Origin of the sequence: Paenibacillus sp. MDMC362 (assembly GCF_003269305.1) — a bacterium.
In the GTDB taxonomy this organism is placed as follows: domain Bacteria; phylum Bacillota; class Bacilli; order Paenibacillales; family Paenibacillaceae; genus Paenibacillus_AQ.
The window spans coordinates 1-20,411 of the sequence record NZ_QLYT01000052.1 but is presented as its reverse complement, the minus strand read 5'-3'; the positions used below and the strand labels follow the sequence as shown (position 1 = coordinate 20,411).

16 protein-coding genes are annotated in these 20,411 nt (G+C 51.2%); 3 read left to right on the top strand and 13 right to left on the bottom strand.

What is annotated here, in order from left to right; genetic code table 11:
- Window positions 1-3: 3 nt before the first annotated feature.
- The gene (locus DP091_RS24335) at window positions 4-900 is read left to right on the top strand and encodes a sugar phosphate isomerase/epimerase family protein (RefSeq protein WP_113060681.1); all 897 of its coding nucleotides are present in this window, start codon (window positions 4-6) and stop codon (window positions 898-900) included.
- Between the two features lie 145 nt (window positions 901-1,045).
- On the opposite strand, the gene DP091_RS24330 is transcribed toward DP091_RS24335, so the two are convergent.
- Both DP091_RS24330 and DP091_RS24325 read right to left on the bottom strand, forming a co-directional pair.
- Complete coding sequence (locus DP091_RS24330) at window positions 1,046-2,077, bottom strand: Gfo/Idh/MocA family protein (protein WP_113060680.1); 1,032 nt, start codon at window positions 2,075-2,077, stop codon at window positions 1,046-1,048.
- Between the two features lie 24 nt (window positions 2,078-2,101).
- Complete coding sequence (locus DP091_RS24325; protein WP_113060679.1) at window positions 2,102-2,989, bottom strand: sugar phosphate isomerase/epimerase family protein; 888 nt, start codon at window positions 2,987-2,989, stop codon at window positions 2,102-2,104.
- Between the two features lie 219 nt (window positions 2,990-3,208).
- On the opposite strand from DP091_RS24325, the gene DP091_RS24320 reads away from it, so the two are divergent.
- Complete coding sequence (locus DP091_RS24320) at window positions 3,209-4,114, top strand: helix-turn-helix transcriptional regulator (RefSeq protein WP_113060678.1); 906 nt, start codon at window positions 3,209-3,211, stop codon at window positions 4,112-4,114.
- Here DP091_RS24320 and DP091_RS24315 read toward each other — a convergent pair.
- The 3 genes from DP091_RS24315 to DP091_RS24305 all read right to left on the bottom strand — a co-directional run bounded on the left by DP091_RS24315 (window position 4,100) and on the right by DP091_RS24305 (window position 7,784).
- Window positions 4,100-5,305, bottom strand: coding sequence for an aminotransferase class I/II-fold pyridoxal phosphate-dependent enzyme (locus DP091_RS24315; RefSeq protein WP_113060677.1), 1,206 nt, complete (start codon window positions 5,303-5,305; stop codon window positions 4,100-4,102). The two genes, DP091_RS24320 and DP091_RS24315, sit on opposite strands and share 15 nt — an antisense overlap.
- A gap of 6 nt (window positions 5,306-5,311) precedes the next feature.
- Window positions 5,312-6,229: a D-alanine--D-alanine ligase gene (locus tag DP091_RS24310; protein ID WP_113060676.1), complete on the bottom strand. Its 918-nt coding sequence runs from the start codon at window positions 6,227-6,229 to the stop codon at window positions 5,312-5,314.
- Between the two features lie 100 nt (window positions 6,230-6,329).
- Window positions 6,330-7,784, bottom strand: a complete 1,455-nt coding sequence (locus DP091_RS24305; protein WP_113060675.1) for an aminotransferase-like domain-containing protein — start codon at window positions 7,782-7,784, stop codon at window positions 6,330-6,332.
- 203 nt (window positions 7,785-7,987) lie between these two features.
- On the opposite strand from DP091_RS24305, the gene DP091_RS24300 reads away from it, so the two are divergent.
- The gene (locus DP091_RS24300) at window positions 7,988-9,277 is read left to right on the top strand and encodes an acyl-CoA thioesterase/bile acid-CoA:amino acid N-acyltransferase family protein (protein ID WP_113060674.1); all 1,290 of its coding nucleotides are present in this window, start codon (window positions 7,988-7,990) and stop codon (window positions 9,275-9,277) included.
- Window positions 9,278-9,369: 92 nt separating this feature from the next.
- Here the strand turns inward: DP091_RS24300 and DP091_RS24295 are convergent, their stop codons facing one another.
- The 8 genes from DP091_RS24295 to DP091_RS24260 form a co-directional block, all read right to left on the bottom strand.
- Window positions 9,370-11,034, bottom strand: coding sequence for a DUF4091 domain-containing protein (locus tag DP091_RS24295; protein WP_113060673.1), 1,665 nt, complete (start codon window positions 11,032-11,034; stop codon window positions 9,370-9,372).
- Window positions 11,035-11,208: 174 nt separating this feature from the next.
- On the bottom strand, window positions 11,209-12,636 hold the full coding sequence (locus DP091_RS24290) for an alpha-L-fucosidase (RefSeq protein WP_113060672.1): 1,428 nt from the start codon (window positions 12,634-12,636) through the stop codon (window positions 11,209-11,211).
- 19 nt (window positions 12,637-12,655) lie between these two features.
- Window positions 12,656-14,284, bottom strand: coding sequence for an ABC transporter substrate-binding protein (locus DP091_RS24285; protein ID WP_113060671.1), 1,629 nt, complete (start codon window positions 14,282-14,284; stop codon window positions 12,656-12,658).
- A 138-nt stretch (window positions 14,285-14,422) separates the two neighbouring features.
- On the bottom strand, window positions 14,423-15,319 hold the full coding sequence (locus tag DP091_RS24280) for a carbohydrate ABC transporter permease (protein ID WP_071223167.1): 897 nt from the start codon (window positions 15,317-15,319) through the stop codon (window positions 14,423-14,425).
- Between the two features lie 10 nt (window positions 15,320-15,329).
- Window positions 15,330-16,301, bottom strand: a complete 972-nt coding sequence (locus DP091_RS24275) for an ABC transporter permease (RefSeq protein WP_373456948.1) — start codon at window positions 16,299-16,301, stop codon at window positions 15,330-15,332.
- Window positions 16,302-16,597: 296 nt separating this feature from the next.
- Window positions 16,598-18,844 carry a helix-turn-helix domain-containing protein gene (locus DP091_RS24270; protein ID WP_113060669.1) on the bottom strand — a complete coding sequence of 749 codons (2,247 nt, stop codon included), beginning with the start codon at window positions 18,842-18,844 and terminating at the stop codon, window positions 16,598-16,600.
- Between the two features lie 212 nt (window positions 18,845-19,056).
- Window positions 19,057-19,566: a DUF4188 domain-containing protein gene (locus DP091_RS24265; protein ID WP_113060668.1), complete on the bottom strand. Its 510-nt coding sequence runs from the start codon at window positions 19,564-19,566 to the stop codon at window positions 19,057-19,059.
- Window positions 19,567-19,572: 6 nt separating this feature from the next.
- Window positions 19,573-20,214, bottom strand: a complete 642-nt coding sequence (locus tag DP091_RS24260) for a TetR/AcrR family transcriptional regulator (RefSeq protein ID WP_113060667.1) — start codon at window positions 20,212-20,214, stop codon at window positions 19,573-19,575.
- Between the last annotated feature and the right edge of the window lie 197 nt (window positions 20,215-20,411).

Sequence of the window (20,411 nt, the reverse complement as noted above, 5' to 3'; positions counted from 1 at the left end):
AAGATGTCGAAGCCTATCATGCCTAACAAAATTGGCGTTATTGTTGACAGCTTTCGGGTTGGCGTAAGAGAAGGTCTTGTCAAAGCACGAGAGGTCGGTGCGGACGGCGTTCAAATCTATGCCGTTCACGGCGAAATGGATCCGGCCAATCTCTCCGCTTCCGCGCGAAAAGAATTGAAGGATTATATCGATTCCTTGGGGCTTGAAATTTCCGCCCTTGTCGGTGACCTTGGCGGACACGGCTTCCAGGACCCTGCCGAGAATGCGGCTAAAATCGAGAAATCCAAACGAATCATGGAGCTCGGCTTGGAGCTGGGAACCAATATCATCACCACGCATATCGGTATCGTGCCGCAAGATCATAACGGCCGCGTATATGAAACGATGCACAAAGCTTGCCTGGAGCTTAGCACATTCGCGAAGTCCATGGACGCATTCTTTGCCATCGAGACAGGTCCGGAGCCTTCGGCTCATTTGAAATCATTCCTTGACGGCCTGGGTTCCAACGGAGTATCGGTAAACTTTGACCCGGCCAATATGGTCATGGTTACCGGTGATGATCCTGTACAGGGCGTGTACAACCTGAAGGATTATATCGTTCATACACACGCGAAGGACGGAATCAAGCTGGCTGACTATATCGACCCTCGTGATGTATACGGCGATTTCGGATACGAGGCACCTGCCCTTGACCATGACAAAATTGCCGATATGGCGGAATCGGGTGAGAAGTTCCGTGAAGTGCCGCTTGGCGAAGGCGGCGTGAACTGGAATGCTTACCTGCAAGCTCTCAAGGATATTGGCTATACAGGGTATCTGACGATCGAACGTGAAGTGAAAGCCAATCCGGAAGCGGATATCAAGCTTGCCGTGGACTTCTTGAAGACGTTCAGAGCTTAACATGTACACGATTCATTCAGAGTTCTTGCTGCAGGATATCAAAGCTATTGCTTGAATAGGATGCAGTGAACTCATTAACTAAACAAGGCCAATCAGGTTATTCCCTGATTGGCCTTGTCTTTATTGTCCTACTTAGTAAATAAATTTAAGATACCACTTGTTTCCCAGATACCGTCTCCAGGGCGCCGTTCGCTTTTGCGGAACGAATCTCGGCTTCAATAATTTCCAGCGAACCGGCAGCGCTCTCAGGCGTACATACCGTTACCGGCTCTCCTTGCACAACGTGCTCAATGAAATACCGGAGTTCACGATAATAGCCGGAATCATCGGACAGCTCAGCCGTAAAGCCTGGGGCGCCTTCAGGGTACACCTTCAGTTCATTATTCTCGAACACCAGCGTTGCCTGTTCCAAATTCACACGGTAACCCATATAAAAACCGTGTTCGCCGTGCAGCGTCCAATCCGCATGCGCGTTAATCACTTTGCCATCCGGGAAACTGTAGTGGGTGGATACGATATCGTACGAGCTTCCTTTAATCATCGTTTTGGCGAAAGTCGATACGCGCTCCGGTTTGCCCATAAGCCAATGAATCATATCCACGTCATGCACATGCATGTCCGTGATACAGCCACCGCTCTTGTCCCCTTCCAGGAACCAGCCTTGAGGCGGCTCCGATCCGCGGAAGAATTCGCCTGCAACGATGCTTCCATAACGACCGTCCTCTACGCATTCTTTTAAATATTCATAAGCCGGCCAGAAACGGAGGCATTGTCCGATCATGAGCGTTTTTCCTGTGCGCTCCGCTGTTTTCACCATACGCCAGGCTTCTTCGGAGCTGCCTGCGACAGGTTTCTCACACATGACATGAATACCCCGCTCCAACAGCATGCAGGACATGTCCGCATGCAAATAAGTCGGCAGGCATACATCCACAATATCCAGCTCTTCATGCTCCAGCATTTTGTCCACATGGTCATACAGATGATAAGGCTCCAGGTCGTATACATCACGCTCGGTCGCCATATTGCCGTTGGCTTTGCTGTCCTTAAGCTCATCGATGCGCAAATCGCAAATCGCCACCAGCTGGATGTCCGCGCCCTCTTCGGCTAGTCGAACATAATTGTCGAAATGCATGCGCCCCATAAAACCAAATCCCAATATCCCGATTTTCAGCATCCTTATTCCCTCCGTTATCCCTTGTTATGATTGGCCTTGATGCTGGCGGGCATCCGGCTTGCGCAATGATGGCGTGCGTCCAAGAATCGCATCCATTGCATTGGATGTATTAAATATGATCTGCTCCGAGTAGTGGGTATACGCCGGGATCATCTCTGCCGTAACATAGTTGTCATAGCCGATCAAGCGCAGCGCCTCAACAACGGCCGGATAATTAACGTCCCCTGCCAACAGGTCGACAAAACCGTGCAATCCGCCTGCCTGTCTGCGGTAATCTTTGAAATGGACTTTTTTGATCCGCTCACCCAAAATCCGAATCCAGTGCTCCGGATAACCGTTATGCACGACATTGCCTACGTCGAAATAGGAGCCGACATATTCGGAACCGATCTCGTCGATGAAGGTCCGCAATTCCAGCGGAGACAGCAGGAATTTATTCCATACATTCTCGATCGCGATGGCAACGCCTGCGCTTTCCGCGTAAGGAACCAGCTTACGAATGGATTCTTGAGCCCGTTCGTAGGCATATTCGTAATCGATGACTGCTGAACCAGGAACAAAATCGACACCGACCGCCCCCGGGATCACAAGGATGGCATCCACTCCGAAAGCGGAGGCGAGCTCCAGCTGCTTCTTGCAAATATCCATGGCCTTCTCACGGACAGCCGGGTCGTCACTGGTCATCGGATATTCCCAATACAAACCTGTCGCCAAACCCGCGATATCCAGGTCGGCTTCTTTCAGCTGTTCCGTTATGGCCTGTACCTCTTTATCGCCAGCCTGAAGGCCGAGCTCTCCTGTTTGGTTTAATGACAGTTCGATTCCTTCAAATCCGGCTTCCTTTGCCAATCGGATGCAGTCGGAGATGGAAGCATCTCCCGGGAACGACCAGATATTAATCCCTTTCTTCATCGTGAATCCCTCCTAGAATCAATAGGTTGATGTTGTAAAACTCGTTTTCTGAAACACATCATTTGACTTTTTCCGTCAAGTTGTAAATAAACCATTTTGATGTAATAATACTTATATAATAAATAAAGATTGGACCAAATGATTTAGATAGAAAAGTGATTATTTGGACTATTCCGTTCTATTTATCATCTCTTAATAATACTTTGGAGTGAGTTTACGATGACCGATATGGACCTCAATTTTCCGATAAAACGCGAAGCGCCTTTTCGCGAATGGTCACCCTGCATTCACTATGCCCAGTTTCAACGCATGGCGACGGGATCACTTCCGCAGCGCAGGTTGTACGATTTTGAACTGCTCTATGTATACCATGGGGAAGCCGCTACTACGATGTACGGGAACCGCTATCGCATCGAAGCCGGTCAACTGATCTTCCTGCCGTCCGGCGTTTACCACCAGAACGAGGTGGTCTCCCATCCTGACGCGCGATTTTTGGGGATTCATTTTGATTTCTTTGATGAGCTGGACATACAGACCGAAGCGGATATGATCGTCAATGAGGCCGTGCTGGATACGGATAAATTCGCGCATGAAGCGGTGTCCTCCGCTTTTCCCCCGCTCTCTTCCCGTGTCATCTACACACCCCCGCTGCCTTGCGTTCAGATGATGGAACGAATCGTGGAGGAATTCACCCTGCGTCCCGCCGGCTATGAGCTTGCCTGCAAAGGGCTGATGCTGGATGTGCTGGTTCAATTGCTTCGGACGCATCCTTCCCAGGCCTTGACGGAAACGTCACCGCACGATGCCAAACTGATTGAACTGATGTCTCAAATCGAAAAAACTCCAGCCAAAGACTGGAGCAACAAAGTGATTGCGGAGCATTTAATGTTAAGCCCGGATCATACCGCCAAATTGTTTAAACGCTTTGCGGGGATGCCGCCGAGTGAATTCGTGCAATCCGTTCGTCACCGCGAAGCCCGCCGACTTCTCCGGGAATCCGATATCTCGATCGAGGCGGTTGGCGAAGGGGTCGGATACCCGGATATTCATTATTTTAGCCGAATCTTCCGCAGGTTGGAGGGGATCACCGCTACCGATTACCGCAAACTTTCAAGAATTCTGTAAGGTGGGCAGGCCATGGTCAGCACCTGCATGCGTTCGAAGCCAGCGATCCATTCGATTGAGCGCCTCGCTCAATTGATCGGGCGAGGCGGCATACGAGCAGCGAATAAAGCCTTCGCCCCCGGAGCCAAACACATGACCGGGTACAACGGCCACCTTTGCCTCCCGAAGCAATCGCTCCGCAAACTGCTGGGAACCCAGACCCGTTCCGGTAATGCTGGGGAATGCGTAGAAAGCCCCCTGTGGATCGCGGCAGCTTAGGCCGATATCGGTCAGACCCTGCACAAACATCCTTCTGCGTTCATCATAAGCCTGCTTCATCACGTCCCGATCCCCGAGTCCATTTCTTAAACATTCGAGCGCAGCTATCTGCCCCATGATGGGCGCGCAGAGCGCGGTATACTGATGAATCTTGACCATGGCGCTCACCAGGTGGGAATCGCCGCAGAGGTAACCGACCCGCCAGCCCGTCATGGCAAAGGCTTTGGAAAATCCGCCGATGACGATGGTGCGCTCCCGCATCCGAGGCAGCGAAGCTATGCTGGTATGTGTGCGGCCGTAGGTAAGCTCGGCATACATCTCGTCTGAAATCACCACCAAATTGTGCGTAACCGCAAGGCGCGCAATCGGCAGCCAATCCTCATAGCTCATCACGGCACCTGTCGGATTGCTTGGAAAGTTAACAACGATCGCTTTCGTCCGGGGAGTGATCGCCTTCTGCAGCGCATCCGCGGTCAATTTGAACTTATGCTCTGCGGAGAGCTCCAGTTCGACGACAGTTCCCCCGTTCAATTGCACAAGAGGAGCATAGGCGACATAGCCCGGCACGGGGATAATAATTTCATCCCCCGGTGAAATGAGCGCCCGCAGCGTAAGATCAATCGCTTCGCTGCCACCAACCGTGACCAGTATCTCTCTCGTCGGTTCATATTGCAGCTGGAACCCGGTATCCAGATATTTCGCAATCTCTTCCCTCAGCTCCATCAGCCCTTCATTCGGCGTATACATCGTGCGGCCATGCTCCAGAGCTCGTTTACAGGCCTCAATCGCACATGCAGGCGTCACAAAATCCGGTTCCCCCACACCGAGAGAAATGACGTCATCGTCCGCTTCCGCCGCATTAAAAAATTGCCGGATGCCGGAAGGCGGCAAGACTTGCACCGTTGATGTTAGAAAGCTGCTCGTTGTATTCATATGCTTCTACTCCTTGCCTTCGCTTTTTCGTTCCGATAATGAAGTTTCAATGATGGCATCCAAAAGGCCGCTGAACGAATAGCCCGCCGCTTCCGCGCTTCTTGGAAGTAAACTGTTCTTCGTTAAACCCGGGAGCGTGTTGACCTCCAAAATATACGGAATCTCTTCCTTCAGGATGATATCGATCCGGGCATACACACTGCATTTCAGCGCCTTATAGCATTGAAGCGCAGCCGTGCGCACCCGCTGCTGAAGTTCGGCGGGAAGCTCAATCACTTGCTCATCCGCCTCGCCTTCTTCGTATTTGGATATATAATCGAAAAACTCGGAGTTCGGCTTGATGGACACAATCGGGAGCATCTCACCGTTCAAAACCGGGCAAGTGATCTCCTCGCCCTCGATCATTTGCTCGATCATCACGGAGCGGTCCCATCGCAATGCCTCTTCTACGGCGTAGACAAGGGCAGCCGCATCACGCACGATCCGAGTACCAACGCTGGACCCGCCTGCGTTCGGTTTCACAACAACAGGATAACCGAGTCCCTCCACGTCAGCGGCGGCCAATTCCTCCATACTGCTGACCATAATCCAATCGGCTGTAATCAATCCCTCGTACCGCAGCAGCTTCTTGCTCAAATCTTTATCCATGCAGATGCTGCTGGAAAGAACGCCGCTGCCGGTATACGGAATGCCCAGGGAGTCGAGTGTGCCTTGCACCGTCCCGTCTTCCCCGTATTTTCCGTGCAGGGCGAGCAAAGCCATATCTATGCCTTCGGTTTTGCTGATCAGCTCGCGTTGATCGTTAATCTCGATCGGATAAACCTCGTAGCGGCTTTTATCCAGATGAGCGATCATCTCTTTGCCGGTCATGAGCGAAACTTCCCGTTCGGAGGATACGCCTCCCATGATGACACCAACTTTCATGATGTAGACCTCCTAAATAATTTCTTCAAGCTGTTTGCCTATGCATCACTCCGCATGCGGATGATTCTTCCGATCTCCGTTCGATCCAGATTACACCAGATTACACCAGCTTCCTCGCCGCCTCGCCGATGATGCGGATCCCCTTCTCGATGTTCTCGTCGGAGACGCGGGAGAATCCAAGACGCATGGTGTGATGGCCGCCGCCATCGGTAAAGAAAATATCGCCCGGCGTAAACACAACGCCCTGGGCAGAGCAGGCCTCAAGCAGCTCGCGGGTTCGGAATTCGGGACCGAATTCAACGAACAGGTGAAGCCCGCCGTCGCCGGACAACCGCTCCATCGGAATCCACTCCTCGCAGCAGCGGATCGCGAGCTCATATTTTCGCTTGTACTCGGCCTTCGCTCTCTTTAAATATTTCTCGAAGTTGCCGTTGTACAGATATTGAAAGAGCAGGGACTGATCCAGGGTCGACGTATGAATGCTGCGGGCACGCTTCACGCTTTCCAGATAATGAATCAGGGTCTTGTCGGCCAGCACCCATCCGACTCGCAGGCCGGGAAACAGAATCTTGGAGAAACTGCCTAAATAAATGACGCTGTTGTCCTCGCCGCCTGCACAGGCAACGAGAGGCGCGATGTGTGAGCCCGAATAGCGCAGCTCTTCGTTGAAACCATCTTCAATAACGGGAATTTCGTACTCATTCAGCAGCCGGAGGGCTTCCAGCCTCTTCTGGTGAGACATGACGATTCCTGTAGGATTATGATAGGAAGGCACAAGGTAGGCCATGTCGTACGTCCGCTCCGACAGCTCGCGCGCAAGCCCTGTCAGGCTGATGCCGTCCGGCTCCATCTCGACGCCGGTAATGGCATACCCGTGCATTTTAAAATTTTTAATGGCTGTATGATGGGTCGGATTCTCGCACAGAATGCGGCCATGCCCTTTGTTCAAGGCGGATAGCACCAGGCTTAAGCCTTCCGTAAAACCGCTGGTGATCAGCATATCCTTACCTTGAATATTCACGCCTTTGTTCTCCATATAACGGAGGAGGTAATCAATAAGGGGTTTATAACCCTTGGCGTAACCGTAGTTTAGAAGTACATCACCTTCAAGCGACATCCGGTCCAGGAATGCCCGTTTGACATTTGGCAGGTCGAACAGCTTCTCATCGGGGGCGATGCTGGTAAAAGATATAGAGCCCTTCTCAGCGCGGATGCCGTGTTTCATCAGATCATGCTCTTCCGAAAGCCTGGCGTATTCGTTCAGGCGAGGCCACCAATCCAGCCGTTTGCCTTCGGGCTGCAGGGATGCTCCGCTGATCGAGGGGACAACAAAGTGCCCTTGCCCTTTAACCGCATAGATATAACCTTCGTCCTCCAAATCCGAGTATGCGCTCAGCACCGTATTACGGCCCACTCGAAACAGCGCGCTTAGCTCACGCGTGGAGGGGAGCTTTTGATCGGCTTGCAGCGCCCCGGTTGTCATCAAGCGCTTCATGTAATCCTTGACTTGAATATACGCCGGGCGGTCATTCGCCAACTTGAAATCCAAATACATCGTTCATTTCCCCCTTGCTCTAATGATGGCATAATTTCGGAGATACCACTAGAACCACGGCAGGCCTCTTTCACCTCAAGCGTGGTTTACTGGTGACAGTCCGGCTGTTTATATCAAACAACTTGGCCAATTCTTTCGATTTAACAGGATTTAAGTGTCCATTAACAGAACTATACCATCTTGACACGAATGCAAAGGAGATTATGATGGTGAACCTTCCAAGAATTGTAATTAGCAATCTGAATTCCATGATAGACGAGCCTATAAAGATATCTGCCATGGGTATGCAGCCACGGGAAGCCGTGACGTTCCACCTCATCAAAAAAATAAACGAAGCACGTTATTTAGCCTCATGGGCAAGCTTTAGGGCAGATCAAGACGGCAAGGTTGTTCTGGATGATTTAGCTCCTGATCACGGCACGTACCGCGACATTGACGGTATGGCTCTTTTTTGGTCCATGGAGCCCGTCACCAAAAATGCAATAACGCAGTATTTTGACAACACATCGATTCAGGCCGACCATCGTGATGAGCTATCTCCGCAAGCTTTACTTGTCCTGCTGGAAATGAACGACAAGGTGGTTGCACATCAAGTGATCAACCGCCATTGGATGAGCGATGACATAAGGAAACTTAACATTCGGGAAGCAGGTTTAACTGGGAGTTTTTTCTATAGCCAGGATATGAACCCTAGACCTGGCATTATGGTTGTTGGTGGATCCGAGGGAGGCATAAATGAGAAAACCGCCGCTCTTTTAGCCTCACACGGATTCACGGTGTTAGCCCTGGCCTACTTCGGCTTAGAGAGTCTACCAAAACAACTTAGAAATATTCCACTTGAAACCATACAGACGGCTTTAACGTGGTTCCACAACAGACCTGAAGTTCAGGCAGGTGGAATCGGCATTCATGGTACCTCCAGAGGCAGTGAATTGGCTTTGTGGTCAGCGACCTTGTTTCCTGACATTCATGCAGCGGTTTCATTAAGCGGCTCGGCCGTATCATTCTGTGGCATTGTTCCGTGGACTGATCAGCCGACACTCCCACCTGCATGGACCTACCAAGGACAGCCGCTTCCTTACCTTCAGCCTGAAAATCCAATCGAATTAGCGCGTGATTGTAAGGATATGTGGACCAACCGGAATGGAAACCCCTTCAGAACCTGGCATGACGGACTTTCGAAAAACACGGATTTGGTTGAAGCTGCAACCATTCCTCTAGAAAGGATGCACGGTGAGCTCCTTATGATATCGGGATTGGTTGATGAGAGCTGGAATTCCGCTTATCTCTCGGAGCAAGGTTTCAAACGAAAGACATCCATCCACAAAGACGTATCCAAACATCTGATCTATGATGGGGCAGGACATTACATTGGTATACCTTATCTGCGAGCGGTGTCCTCCGACCAGGGAAACCAACAGGCTCTTGCACAAGCAAGCGTAGAATCATGGAAAGAAACCCTTCGTTTCTTCAAGCGCGTTTTATGTAAATAAAATAAAGGTCTCCTATTCCTATTACGGGAATGGGAGACCTTCTTATACAGAGTTCAATGCCGCCAAGATTTAGTTTGTACTCACCGGTCCGCTCACTTCACAACCAAACTTTCCTTGATCTTATCGTTGATCCACTGCCGCTTCGACAGCAGCCACTCCTGATCCCTCGGATACGTCTTAAAGGTGATCGGCTCGTCGAGCCCTTCCTCCAGCGCCTGCAGCACAGCCTCCCTGCCGATCTGCGTCTCCAGCAGCTGAAGCGCTCTCAAATCCTGAAGCGCTTCCTGAAATACCTTCAGCCGAATGGATTCGATCGGTCCTTCCTCACCTGGGTATACCACGAAAGCATCCCCGGAAGGAAAACCGCAATCCGCATCCGTCACCTTGAACGGGTCAATGGCGCGTTTCGAGTATTGCGAGTTCCAAAAGTTATATCCCCAGTGGAGAAATCCCTCGATGTTAAACTTATACAGCTGGATCCCGATGATCCGGTTTCTTGCCGAGGGCAGATTGAAGAATCGGTTGGACACTTCCTTGTACTGGGAACAGCAATAATAGGTCCACAGCGGCATTACCTCCTGATCCAGGAAAGGCTCGATGTGGTTGCTTGCAGGAATTGGGCGCTTCACAAGCCCTTCCTCATAAAACGAAATATCGGAGAGCGCGTCAATGATCGGGTAATCCGGCAGAAGCTCGTTCATCAGCCGGCTTGCATGACCGTAAGCCTCCAGATGGGACACGGACGGCTCGTCGGATACATGGAAATAGCAGCGCTGCTTAAGTCCCCGGCCTTCGATCCAACCGGTCAAGGCCGGTATGAATTGTCTGATGAAGGCATGATACTCGTCTCCGGTCGCATCCGTCTCCCATCCGAACAGCTTCTCGGGCTTTCCGTTCACATTAACGATAATCTTCGGCGCATGTCCGGCTCCCCACTGGGTGAAAAGATGGGAGAATTCCAGGTACTGAATCCCATTGGAATCACACAGTTCTGCCCAGCGGTCCAGCTTATCAAACCCAAACACATATGTTCCATCTTCGCTCACATCGACGTCAACCAGCTGCACCGTTGGCCGTTCTCCGCCCACTTCCGTATCCAGCGGAGGCGTAAACACAGGGGTCAGGAGCATATTGATGCCGTTCTGAGCAGCGGTCTGCATAAACTGACCGATCAGCGTCCAGTGCCGTTCACTAAATATCTCCACCTCGTAGTAGTTCGCCAAGCAATCGGCATGGAACCATTCCGTATGAATCAGCGTCTGGTCCGGCAAGGTTGCCGGTATCACTTCGAGCGTGAACACCTCTTCTCCTAGGGACTCGCCCGATTCCGCTTCGAAACGGACCCGGATTTCATATGTACCGCCCTTGATCTCACCTTCAGGCTGTACCGTAATCCACAGACTTCTCCACTGGTTCGGGGATCCGGTTACAACAGGCTCCGATGCCAGAGACAGCAACGGGTCCGGATACAGCCCGGGCGAAGCTCTTAAGATAAACTCGTCATGATCATGATACGTAGGCAGCTCCGATGGAACCAGGCCTACAGAACGGATGGTAATCCGTTCACTCAACGATGATTGCAGATGAACACGGATGTTTTTTAACAAGCGATTGGAACGGTATGCAACTTGAAACGAGTACGTCTCATTGCCAAACGAAGACCCTCTGTCATACGAGGCCTGGGACAGTTCTTCATCGGCAAATACTTTGGACAAAGAGCTTAACAACCGGGTCTCAAATGATACGGAATGGCTCATGCAGGTTACATCCTCTCTACAATGAAATGGGATACTTTCACGTACATCTTACACTAATCTGGATGGAACGGAAGGTGAATTTTACGTTTTCGCAAAAAAGGAGCCACCGCACTGTTGCGATGGCCGCCTTACTATGGCACCATACCGAAATTACAACCGGATGTAAAAATTTTCTTACCAATCCGTGGAACTCCGGTAAACTTCAAAGCCGGACAGGCGCGGACACCATCTCGATTCCAAAATGGTAAGCCGGATATATTGAGCCCGTACAGCGGGAAAGCGGCAAATGCGTTTGCGCCCGATAACCGTCCCGGATTGGATCGTGTGCCAGTTCCCGTTTTCCATATATTCAAGCTCGAAGCGCTCGATCCGCTGCCCGTACCGGTATTCAGCCAATACGATATGATCAAAATCGATCGCCCGCCCGAGGTCCAGCTCAATCACGGCGTATTCCGTGCCCTCCTCAGGGCTCCAATACGTATCCTTGCTGCCATCGACAACAAATCGAGCCTCCAGGCCGGCCTTCGTCTCGGATGCCGTAACATCCGCATCAGCAGCCAGATTGGTTTCAAATGTATTTCGAATGGCGTCACCCAGTTCCTGCAGACGCTGTTGATCGTTCTCATGAACGAGTCCGCGGGTATCCGGCGGAATATTGAGCAGAAAGGTGGCATTGCCGCCAACCGAGCCGTAATAAATATGCAGCAATTCTTCCAGCGATCGGACTTTATTGTCTTCGGACGCATGGTAGAACCAGCCGGGACGGATCGAGGTATTGACTTCGGCCGGATACCATACCAGCTCCTTCTCGCCCTGAATGAGGCTCCGGCTGCCGAGATCCTCTTCGCTCGATTCATAACGGCGCGCAAACTCCCGATCATCGGTTTGCTGCGACTTTTCCTGGATCGCTTCATTCTGACGCAGCGACGCCGGAACGACGCTCCACTCCGACTCCCTGCAATGCCCCGCTTCATTCCCGCACCAGCGAATGTCCGGTCCGCATACCGAGATGGCGGCATTCGGCTGCAGTTCCCGAATCAGGGCGTAGTACGACTCCCAATCGTATTCCTGGCGCTTGCCATTCGGACCTTCGCCGCAGGCTCCGTCAAACCAGACGCTGAATATCTCGCCGTAGCCGGTCAGGAGCTCTCTTAACTGATTCAGAAAAAATTGATTGTACCGCGGCGAATCCCCATACGACGGTTCATGCCGATCCCAGGGGGACAAGTAGATGCCGAACTTGATTCCCCCTCTCCTGCAGGCATCGGCAACCTCCTTCACCACATCCCCGCGTCCGTTTCGCCACGGGCTGCTCTTCACGGAATGCTCCGTATACTGACTCGGCCATAAACAGAAGCCGTCATGATGCTTGCAGGTCAGGATCAAGCCGCGCATGCCGGCGCTGACACAAGCGCTCACCCACTGATCCGCATCCAGCTGCTCCGGGTTGAACAGCGCCGGATCTTCTTTTCCCGTGCCCCATTCCATATCCGTGAACGTATTGATGGTAAAATGAAAGAAGGCGTAGAACTCCATCTCCTGGACGGCTAATTGACGTTCCGAGGGCTTAATATTGGCCGCGTATTCAATGAAATTGTGCAAGCGATAACCTCCTATACCTCTATCCTTGGTTGTCTAATGCTTTCTGATGAATCTCCAGATACTTATCCAGCTGCAATCCTTTAAATCCGCTGACATAGGCATCCCAGTCCTTCTCGATATCCTTGCTGCCGGTAACGAATTGGGCCAGATTCGATTTCACGTAATCCTGAATCGTCTTCTGAATCTGCGCGATGAAGGTTGCGTCTTTCGGATCGATGAACACGTCCGTCGGGTACACCAACTCCGGTTTGGCAAAAGGTTCGTATTTCTTCGCAGCCAGCCACAAGCGATACTCGTAGGCTCCGTTCCCAAGCGGATCTTCCGGAGCGACAAAGGATTCACGAAGGGAATTCACCATCAGCATCGTGCCGAGCTGCCACCAGGTTACGTCAAGCGATCCCTCGGGCACATCCCGCTTCAGCGCTTCATATGCAGCAGGCTCGCCGTTGTAATCAAGCGCGCCGGACTCCGCCTTCCGCCATCCGTCTCCTTCAAAGCCCCAGGAGGTCATCACGGTGCCTTCTTCGGAGAACAGGTAATCCGCCAGCTTAATGGCTGCGATTCGCTGCTCCTCCGTCGCTTTGTTCGTAATGACAAACGATCCGTCCCCTGCTCCGACGCTATAGCCTGCAAGCTGCACGCCGTTCGGTCCCTTCAGCGGCGGAACAACATCGTATTCCTTATGACGGGGCTTCGCGTCGGTCGGCTCCAGCACGCTGCTGATCAGCGCATAACCAACGGCCCCGACCACATTGTCCGCTTTGTTCCCGAGCTGCTTGACGGCATCGCCGTTTTGCGTAAACGCTCCTTTGTCAATCAGTCCTTCACTGTACAGCTTGCTGATATATTTCAAACCTTCCTTCCACTCTGTCTCAGCCGCGGACAGAATCACTTTGCCATCCTTCACGCTTAGATAGGTCGTGCCATTGTTATATATAAAAGCATTCATCAAAAAGGCGTCAACTCCTCCTCCCCACACATCAAGAGAAGTGGTCATCGGAATTTCGTCGGCCTTGCCGTTCCCGTTCGGGTCCTGCTCTTTAAAGGCTTTCAGCACTTGATAGAATTCATCGGTTGTGGTTGGCATCTCTAGACCTAACTTCTCAAGCCAGGTCGTATTGATCCACATCCGCTGGCCATACGTGCAGTGCAGGCACTCGTTCACCTTCGGAAGCGCGTATATATTGCCGTCCGGCGCGGTCATCGCCGATTTTAAATAGGAGACTTCCTCCAGCGCTTTTTTAATGTTAGGTGCATGCTGGTCGATTAAATCATTCAAGGGAATAAAGGCTCCCTGCATACCGTACTTGATCTGGTCCGCTTTGGATATGCCGGCATTCATTATGAGCGCCGGATAGTCACCGCTTGCCAGCATCAGCAGTTTCTTATCGTTAAATACCGCGTCAGGTGTCGTATTCCACTTAAATGTAATGCCCAGCTTCTCTTCGATATGCTTGGAGAATGGATTGACATCGAGGCTCTCGATGCCGGCGGACTGAGGAGCAAATACCGACAGTTCAACGGGTCCCCCTGACTCCGGAGGGCTCGCCGGACCTTCAGTTCCTGTTTCGCTCGTCTTGCCGCAAGCGGATAGAGCCAGCACTGCCACGAGAACCAGACTTAAACCTAATCCAGTGAACCTTTTCAAATGAATTCCTCCCTAATATGGAATAACCTGCCCCTACTTCGTAAGTGAAGCCGTATGTTTGCATATACCCCCTATATGTCCGAACATCGGAATTACCCATTCTATAGTGCCGGCCTCACCTCCTTCACGGAATAGGAATCACCCTTTTAAGGAACCGATCATTACGCCTTTGACAAAATACTTCTGCACAAACGGGTAAATGATCAATACCGGGGCGCTTGCCACCACGATCAGCGAATACTTCAGCAAATCCTTCAACCCTTCACGGACCAGCAGCTCGTTGACGTTCGTCACCATTTCGGCGCTGACGGAATTCAGGATCAGAATATCCCTCAGGAAGATCTGAAGCGGAAACAGGCTGCTGTCCTTCAAATAGATCAAGGCATTAAAATAGGAGTTCCAATGGCCAACGGCATACATGAGCGCGAGCACGGCCAGAATCGGCTTCGACAGCGGAAGAACGATTTTCAGGAAAAAGGTAATGTCGCTGCTCCCGTCCATCTCGGCCGCTTCGGCCAATTCATCCGGAATCGTCGTCTGAAAAAAGGTTCTGGCGATGATGACCTGAAACACGGCTAGCGCCCCCGGTATAATCATGGCCCAGCGCGTGTCGAGCATGCCGAGCGACTTCACGAGAAGATAGTTCGGAATGAGCCCGCCGTCAAAAAACATCGTGAACACCAGCAGCATCATGATGATGTTGCGAACGTAAAACGTTTTGCGGGCGAGCGGATAGGCAAGCATCACGGTGAATGCGACATTCACGATCGTGCCGACAACGGCATAGAACAGCGAGTTGCCAAACCCGATCAGAATGTTGGAATTTTGGAATACCGCTTTGTACCCGATCAGGGTCACATCCACCGGCCACAGCCACACTTTGCCCGAGGACACTGCGCCCGGAGAGCTAAAGGATGCGCTTACAATATGCAGCAGCGGAAACAGGATGACGATCAGTACGACAGACAGAAACAAATACACGATACCAAGGAAAATCCGGTCTGCAGCGGATTCCCGTACGGTTGATCTGCTCATGCGCTACCTCCTACCATAGACTTGTGGATGAAACTTTTCGGGATACGTAATTGACAATGACCAACAGTATGAAATTGATAACGGAATTGAACAGGCCGATGGCGGCGGAGAAGCTGAAGTTGGCTCCGAGCAGGCCGACCTTGTACACATAGGTAGAGATGACTTCGGACGTGTTCTGATTGAGCGGGTTTTGCATGAGATAAATTTTCTCAAAGCCTAGGCTCATCAGATTGCCCAGGTTCAATATGAGCAAAATGACGATGACCGGAAACAAGCTGGGCATGTCGATATTGATGATCTTTTGAAGCCGGGTTGCCCCGTCCACTCTTGCCGCCTCGTACAGATCCGGGTTGACTCCCGCCAAGGCCGCAATATAGATGATGGCACCGTAACCGGTGAACTGCCATACATCGGACCAGACATAGATTGACTTAAACAGTTCCGGCACGCCAAGAAAATCAACGGTCTCAAGCCCCAGTGCCCGGAATAGATTGCTCATCAGCCCGGTGTTGGGCGAGAGGTTCACGATCAGAATCGAGACGATGACCACCGTTGATATGAAGTACGGCGCGTATGTCACCATCTGGACGGTTTTCTTGAAGCGGCCGTTCCGGATTTCATTCAGTGCCAGCGCTAACAGAATGGGTGCCGGGAAACCGACCAGCAGGCCGTACAAGGAAATCTCGAGCGTGTTGCGGACATACTGCCAGAAGAACGGAGCGTCGAACAATTGTTTGAAATAATCGAATCCTACCCAGGGACTGCCGAATATCCCTTGTACGACGTTGTATTCCTTGAATGCAATCAAGACGCCGAACATCGGAACGTATTTGAAGAGGATGATGTAGACTAACGGGAAGAACACGAGCAGATAGAATTGCCAGTGTTTCATCAGCTTCTTCCTCGTTCGGTTCATGGGCTTGTTTGGTGGTAAATTCGTTGGCGCCTGTGCATCTGCAGGTACTGGGATTGCGCTGCTCATACGAGCCACTTGGGTCACCCTCCTTCGCTTTGTGTTGATCCCAAGTCTAGGGGGACGACGCCTTCCGATCAATAAACAAGATTCTCCGAATCAACGTATTTCCGCGAGCAGAGGGAACTTTAGAGCCGACAGGCCGTAAGGGCGAATAAACCTTTTTCCGTCGCTAAACCTATCTCCGTTTACAGCAAAAAGCCCGCGGGACGGTTCATCCGCGGGACTCTCTGCTTGGTTAATATGCATGACCTAGTCAGAAGGATTCTCTACTTGACGTATGCATGAAGCAGTCAGAAGGATCGTTAGTTCCCGTAATTCCGCTGCTTATAAGCAGCCTGCTCACGGTAATCCCCCGGTGACATCCCCATCAGCTTTTTAAACATCCGGCCAAACGAGATGGCATTGGAATACCCAACTTCGGTCGCGATATCTTGTACAGGCAGCAAGGTCTCTTCGAGCAGCTTCCGGGCATGGTTCATCCGCAGCTCAATTAAATAATCCACGAATTTCTGGCCGGTCTCCTCCCGGAACAGCTTGCTCAGCGTCTTCCAGTTCATATTGAAACGTTCGCTTAAATAATGGAGAGACAGATCCGGATTGCTCGAGTTCTGCTCCATAAACAAGCGCACCTTCTGAATCGTGTCCGCATGATTCCGGCCCTCCATGAGCGCGAGCATACTGTCGTACAGAGCGGATAAAGCCTCCCCGAACTCCTGCTCCAGCTGCTCCAGTGTATCGGATGATTGGAGCGCGTTCCGTAAGGCAGGCTGCCCCTCTGTCAGCCACAAATCCTGAAATTCTTTTGCCATGCACGACATTTCACGTCCGAGCGAGTACATCATGTAATCCACCAGGTTCACCACGCCGTCCCGGTCCAGCATATTTTGTCCAATGTTATGGATGAGCGTATTGTATTTCTCCTGCCAATCCCTGTTGACGAGCCGGAAGGACTGTGCCATCGAACGGATCAGGTTCAAGAAATCAAAGGCATGCCCCCGCTCCTCCCCGGATACTTGGGTGTAATGAATGATTCGATTCTCGCCGAGGATCATTTTGTATTTCAATGCGGTGCGTGCCTGCTCATAGGAGTCCGGGATATCCGTATAATGCTCCGCTTTCTCCCCTATCCCAACGGTTATGGTCAGCTTCAGATGCTGCTCCACCCACTGGCGGGTCTGCTCAAGCAGCGTAACTACATGCTGGGCTGCGTCTTGGCCATCCGCCATCGTCATCACGCCCAGCTTCGAAGCGGATATCCATTCTGTCCAAACACTCGTTTCTTGCCCGGCTGCAATTTCTTGAACGACGCTTTTGAGGGCAAATTTGATCAAATACTGGTCCTGCTGAGGGTACTGCTCGCAGAACAATGGATATTTATCGATTTCGATGACATTGACGATCTGTGATTCGGACAAGTCCGGCAGTCCCATGGCGTCCCGCTGCTCGTTCCACTGCTCCATATGGGACGGGTACTGCCCCTCCATCAGCTGCTGGAACAGATATGCTCTGCGCAGCAGCAAATCCTCCCGATGCTGCTGTTGAAAGCTGCTCGCCTGTTCCAGCATACTTTCGAGTGCCGATTCGATAAATGCGAACTCATCCTGTTTGCTGTTATGGATCAGCGCGCTCGTTTTAGACTGCGAATAATGATGAATCCGGGACACAATGGCTTCGATCGGCTTATAGTTTCGGCGCGTAACCAATACGATCCAGACGACCCCGGCAACACACATGAGCAAGCCGACGATAAACCAGATATTGTACAGCTGGCTGACGATACCGACCACTCTGCCTTGGGTAAGACCTCCCTCATATACCCACCCGGTATAAGGCGAAATCGCCTTGGAGACAAGCTCCCCACTCTCTGCCATTGAGGTGCCGGAGAGCATGGACTGCCCCTGCGTATCCTTCATATGAATAAAACTAACATCGGGATTTACCATACCCTGAATCATGTTATGGATGGCGTCCACCTTGATATTAACAGCAATTACGCCTTTCCCATGGGTAATGAAGGGTGCATCTCGAACCAGGGTTACCACATGCTGCATGCTGTTGAAACTGAACTCCCGGAAATTCCGCATCGCACTCCATTTTGCTTCACTATTGACCTGGTCCAAATAAGGCTTGAGAAAGTCATAATCCGCATAATCCTGCAAGTTGAACGTGGATGAAGTACTTAAGACGAACTCATCCTGGGTCCGCACGAGCACCATGGAATCGACCAGCGGATTGGACACCTTGAACTGCTTCATGGCCTTTACGGCCTGCATGTTCAAATAGACGTTGTCCTGATCCTCATGATTGAAAAACCCCGACATATCGGGGTTGAACAACAATTCCTGCACAAGCATCTGATCGATGGCCTTCAGCGAGTTGTCCACCGAACGCATCGCCTGATGAATCATCGTCTCATTGGCCTGAATCGCACCTTGCCGAGACTGTTCCCCAAGCATCTGGAAAAAGACAAAAAACACAAAGGAAATCACGATAAAGAAGACCGGCATATACGATAAAAGCTGACGGTAAAACCACGCTTTTCTTCCCATAGGCATCCCCCTGAGCGAATAATTCCTTATCTCATCGTCGATTTGAAGTAATTTCATCATAGAAGAATGAGCGGAGTTTACCAACACTTTTTTAAAGAGCGGAAGAAAAACAAGTCTAAAGCATCACGACTTCCATAGCATTTACACCGCTCTGAACCTATGGTGACTAACGATTGCTCGGCAAAGAGAGGTCAGCCGCCGACAGACCGGAACTATGGATTTGGAGGCGTTGGCACCGCCGGTTCTCCCTCACGTCCAAGCCGCCGGCTTGCCGTTTCCCTGTGACCCGTCGCAGGAACATGAGCTCCTGCTTTGGCCAAACCGAACCTCGGCATGTTGTTGTACAGGCATTCATGCTGCCCTTCCTGAACAAGATAGGTTTCGTGGAATATCCCTACGTCCCCTCCCGTTCCAACTTTGCGGTTAAAATCCCGCCATGCCTTCAGGTGATTGGCTCCGTGGCGTGCATAATGCTCCAGGTGTTCGAAGCTTCTCCAATATTGGATGAGTGTAAGTCCCCGCCCTGAAAAATGATAGGTACCGTCCATGAAGCCGAGCTCCTCCTTGTTCCGGTACAGCTCCTGAAGCATCGGGGTCATGGCATTCATGACAGGCAGCCACTTATGGACCGCCCACCACTTGTTAATCCGAAACCCGATCACGAATACAACGAAAGAACCGTCCATATGTGCGGTATATCGACCTGGAATCACTTTGCTCATGCTTGCTCACTCCTCTTCCTTTATTTCAAGCAGACCTAGGTGCGTTTCGTAAAAGCAGCCGATATCCGTGGAATTGTACAACTGAGCCGTTAGAAACGCGCCATAAAAAATGGTGAAACAGATCTGCACGGCTTGCTCCAAGGTAAGGGTTTTGTTCAGCCTTCCGGCTTGAGCTTCTTTCTCCATGAACTGCTGGAACAATTCGTACATGTTGGGTGATCGGCTTCCCGCTTCCTCATGGCCGGGAAAAAGCAGGGATACTTCCGCAGGGCTAAGCTCCGGCATGCAGGGCTGCATGTTCTGCTCCGCAAGAAAGGAGATCAGACTCGGCATCATGCCTGGTCTCACTTGATGCTCCTTAGCCACCTGGGACAACAGATGCCGGAACGCCTCAAACCCTATTTTCCCTTCCGTATCGATTTCGATGACCCGTTCGGTCAGCCATATCCGCATAAAATAAATCAGCAGATCCTCTTTGCGTTGATAAAACTTAAAAAAAGTGACCTTCGATATTTCTGCGCGCTTGCAGATGTCCTCCAGCATAACTTGGCTGAACATCCGGTCCTTCATCAAGGACAATGCCGCTTCATACAGCGCGATTTTGTTCTTGGCTTTTTTTAATTCCCTTAATGGGATATCCGGATCCATTGTTATTGCACCTCCCATAAGATTAACTTATGTAAATAAATTAACACTAGTTAATTTATTTTGTCAATCCAGCCAAACAGACAGACAAAACACCCCTGACATCAGCAATGCTGAAGAAGGGGTAACGGTTTACTTTCACATGTCTTTGAACACAGCCTCTCTTCATTCGCCAGTACATTTCCCAATCTGTAAAGAAC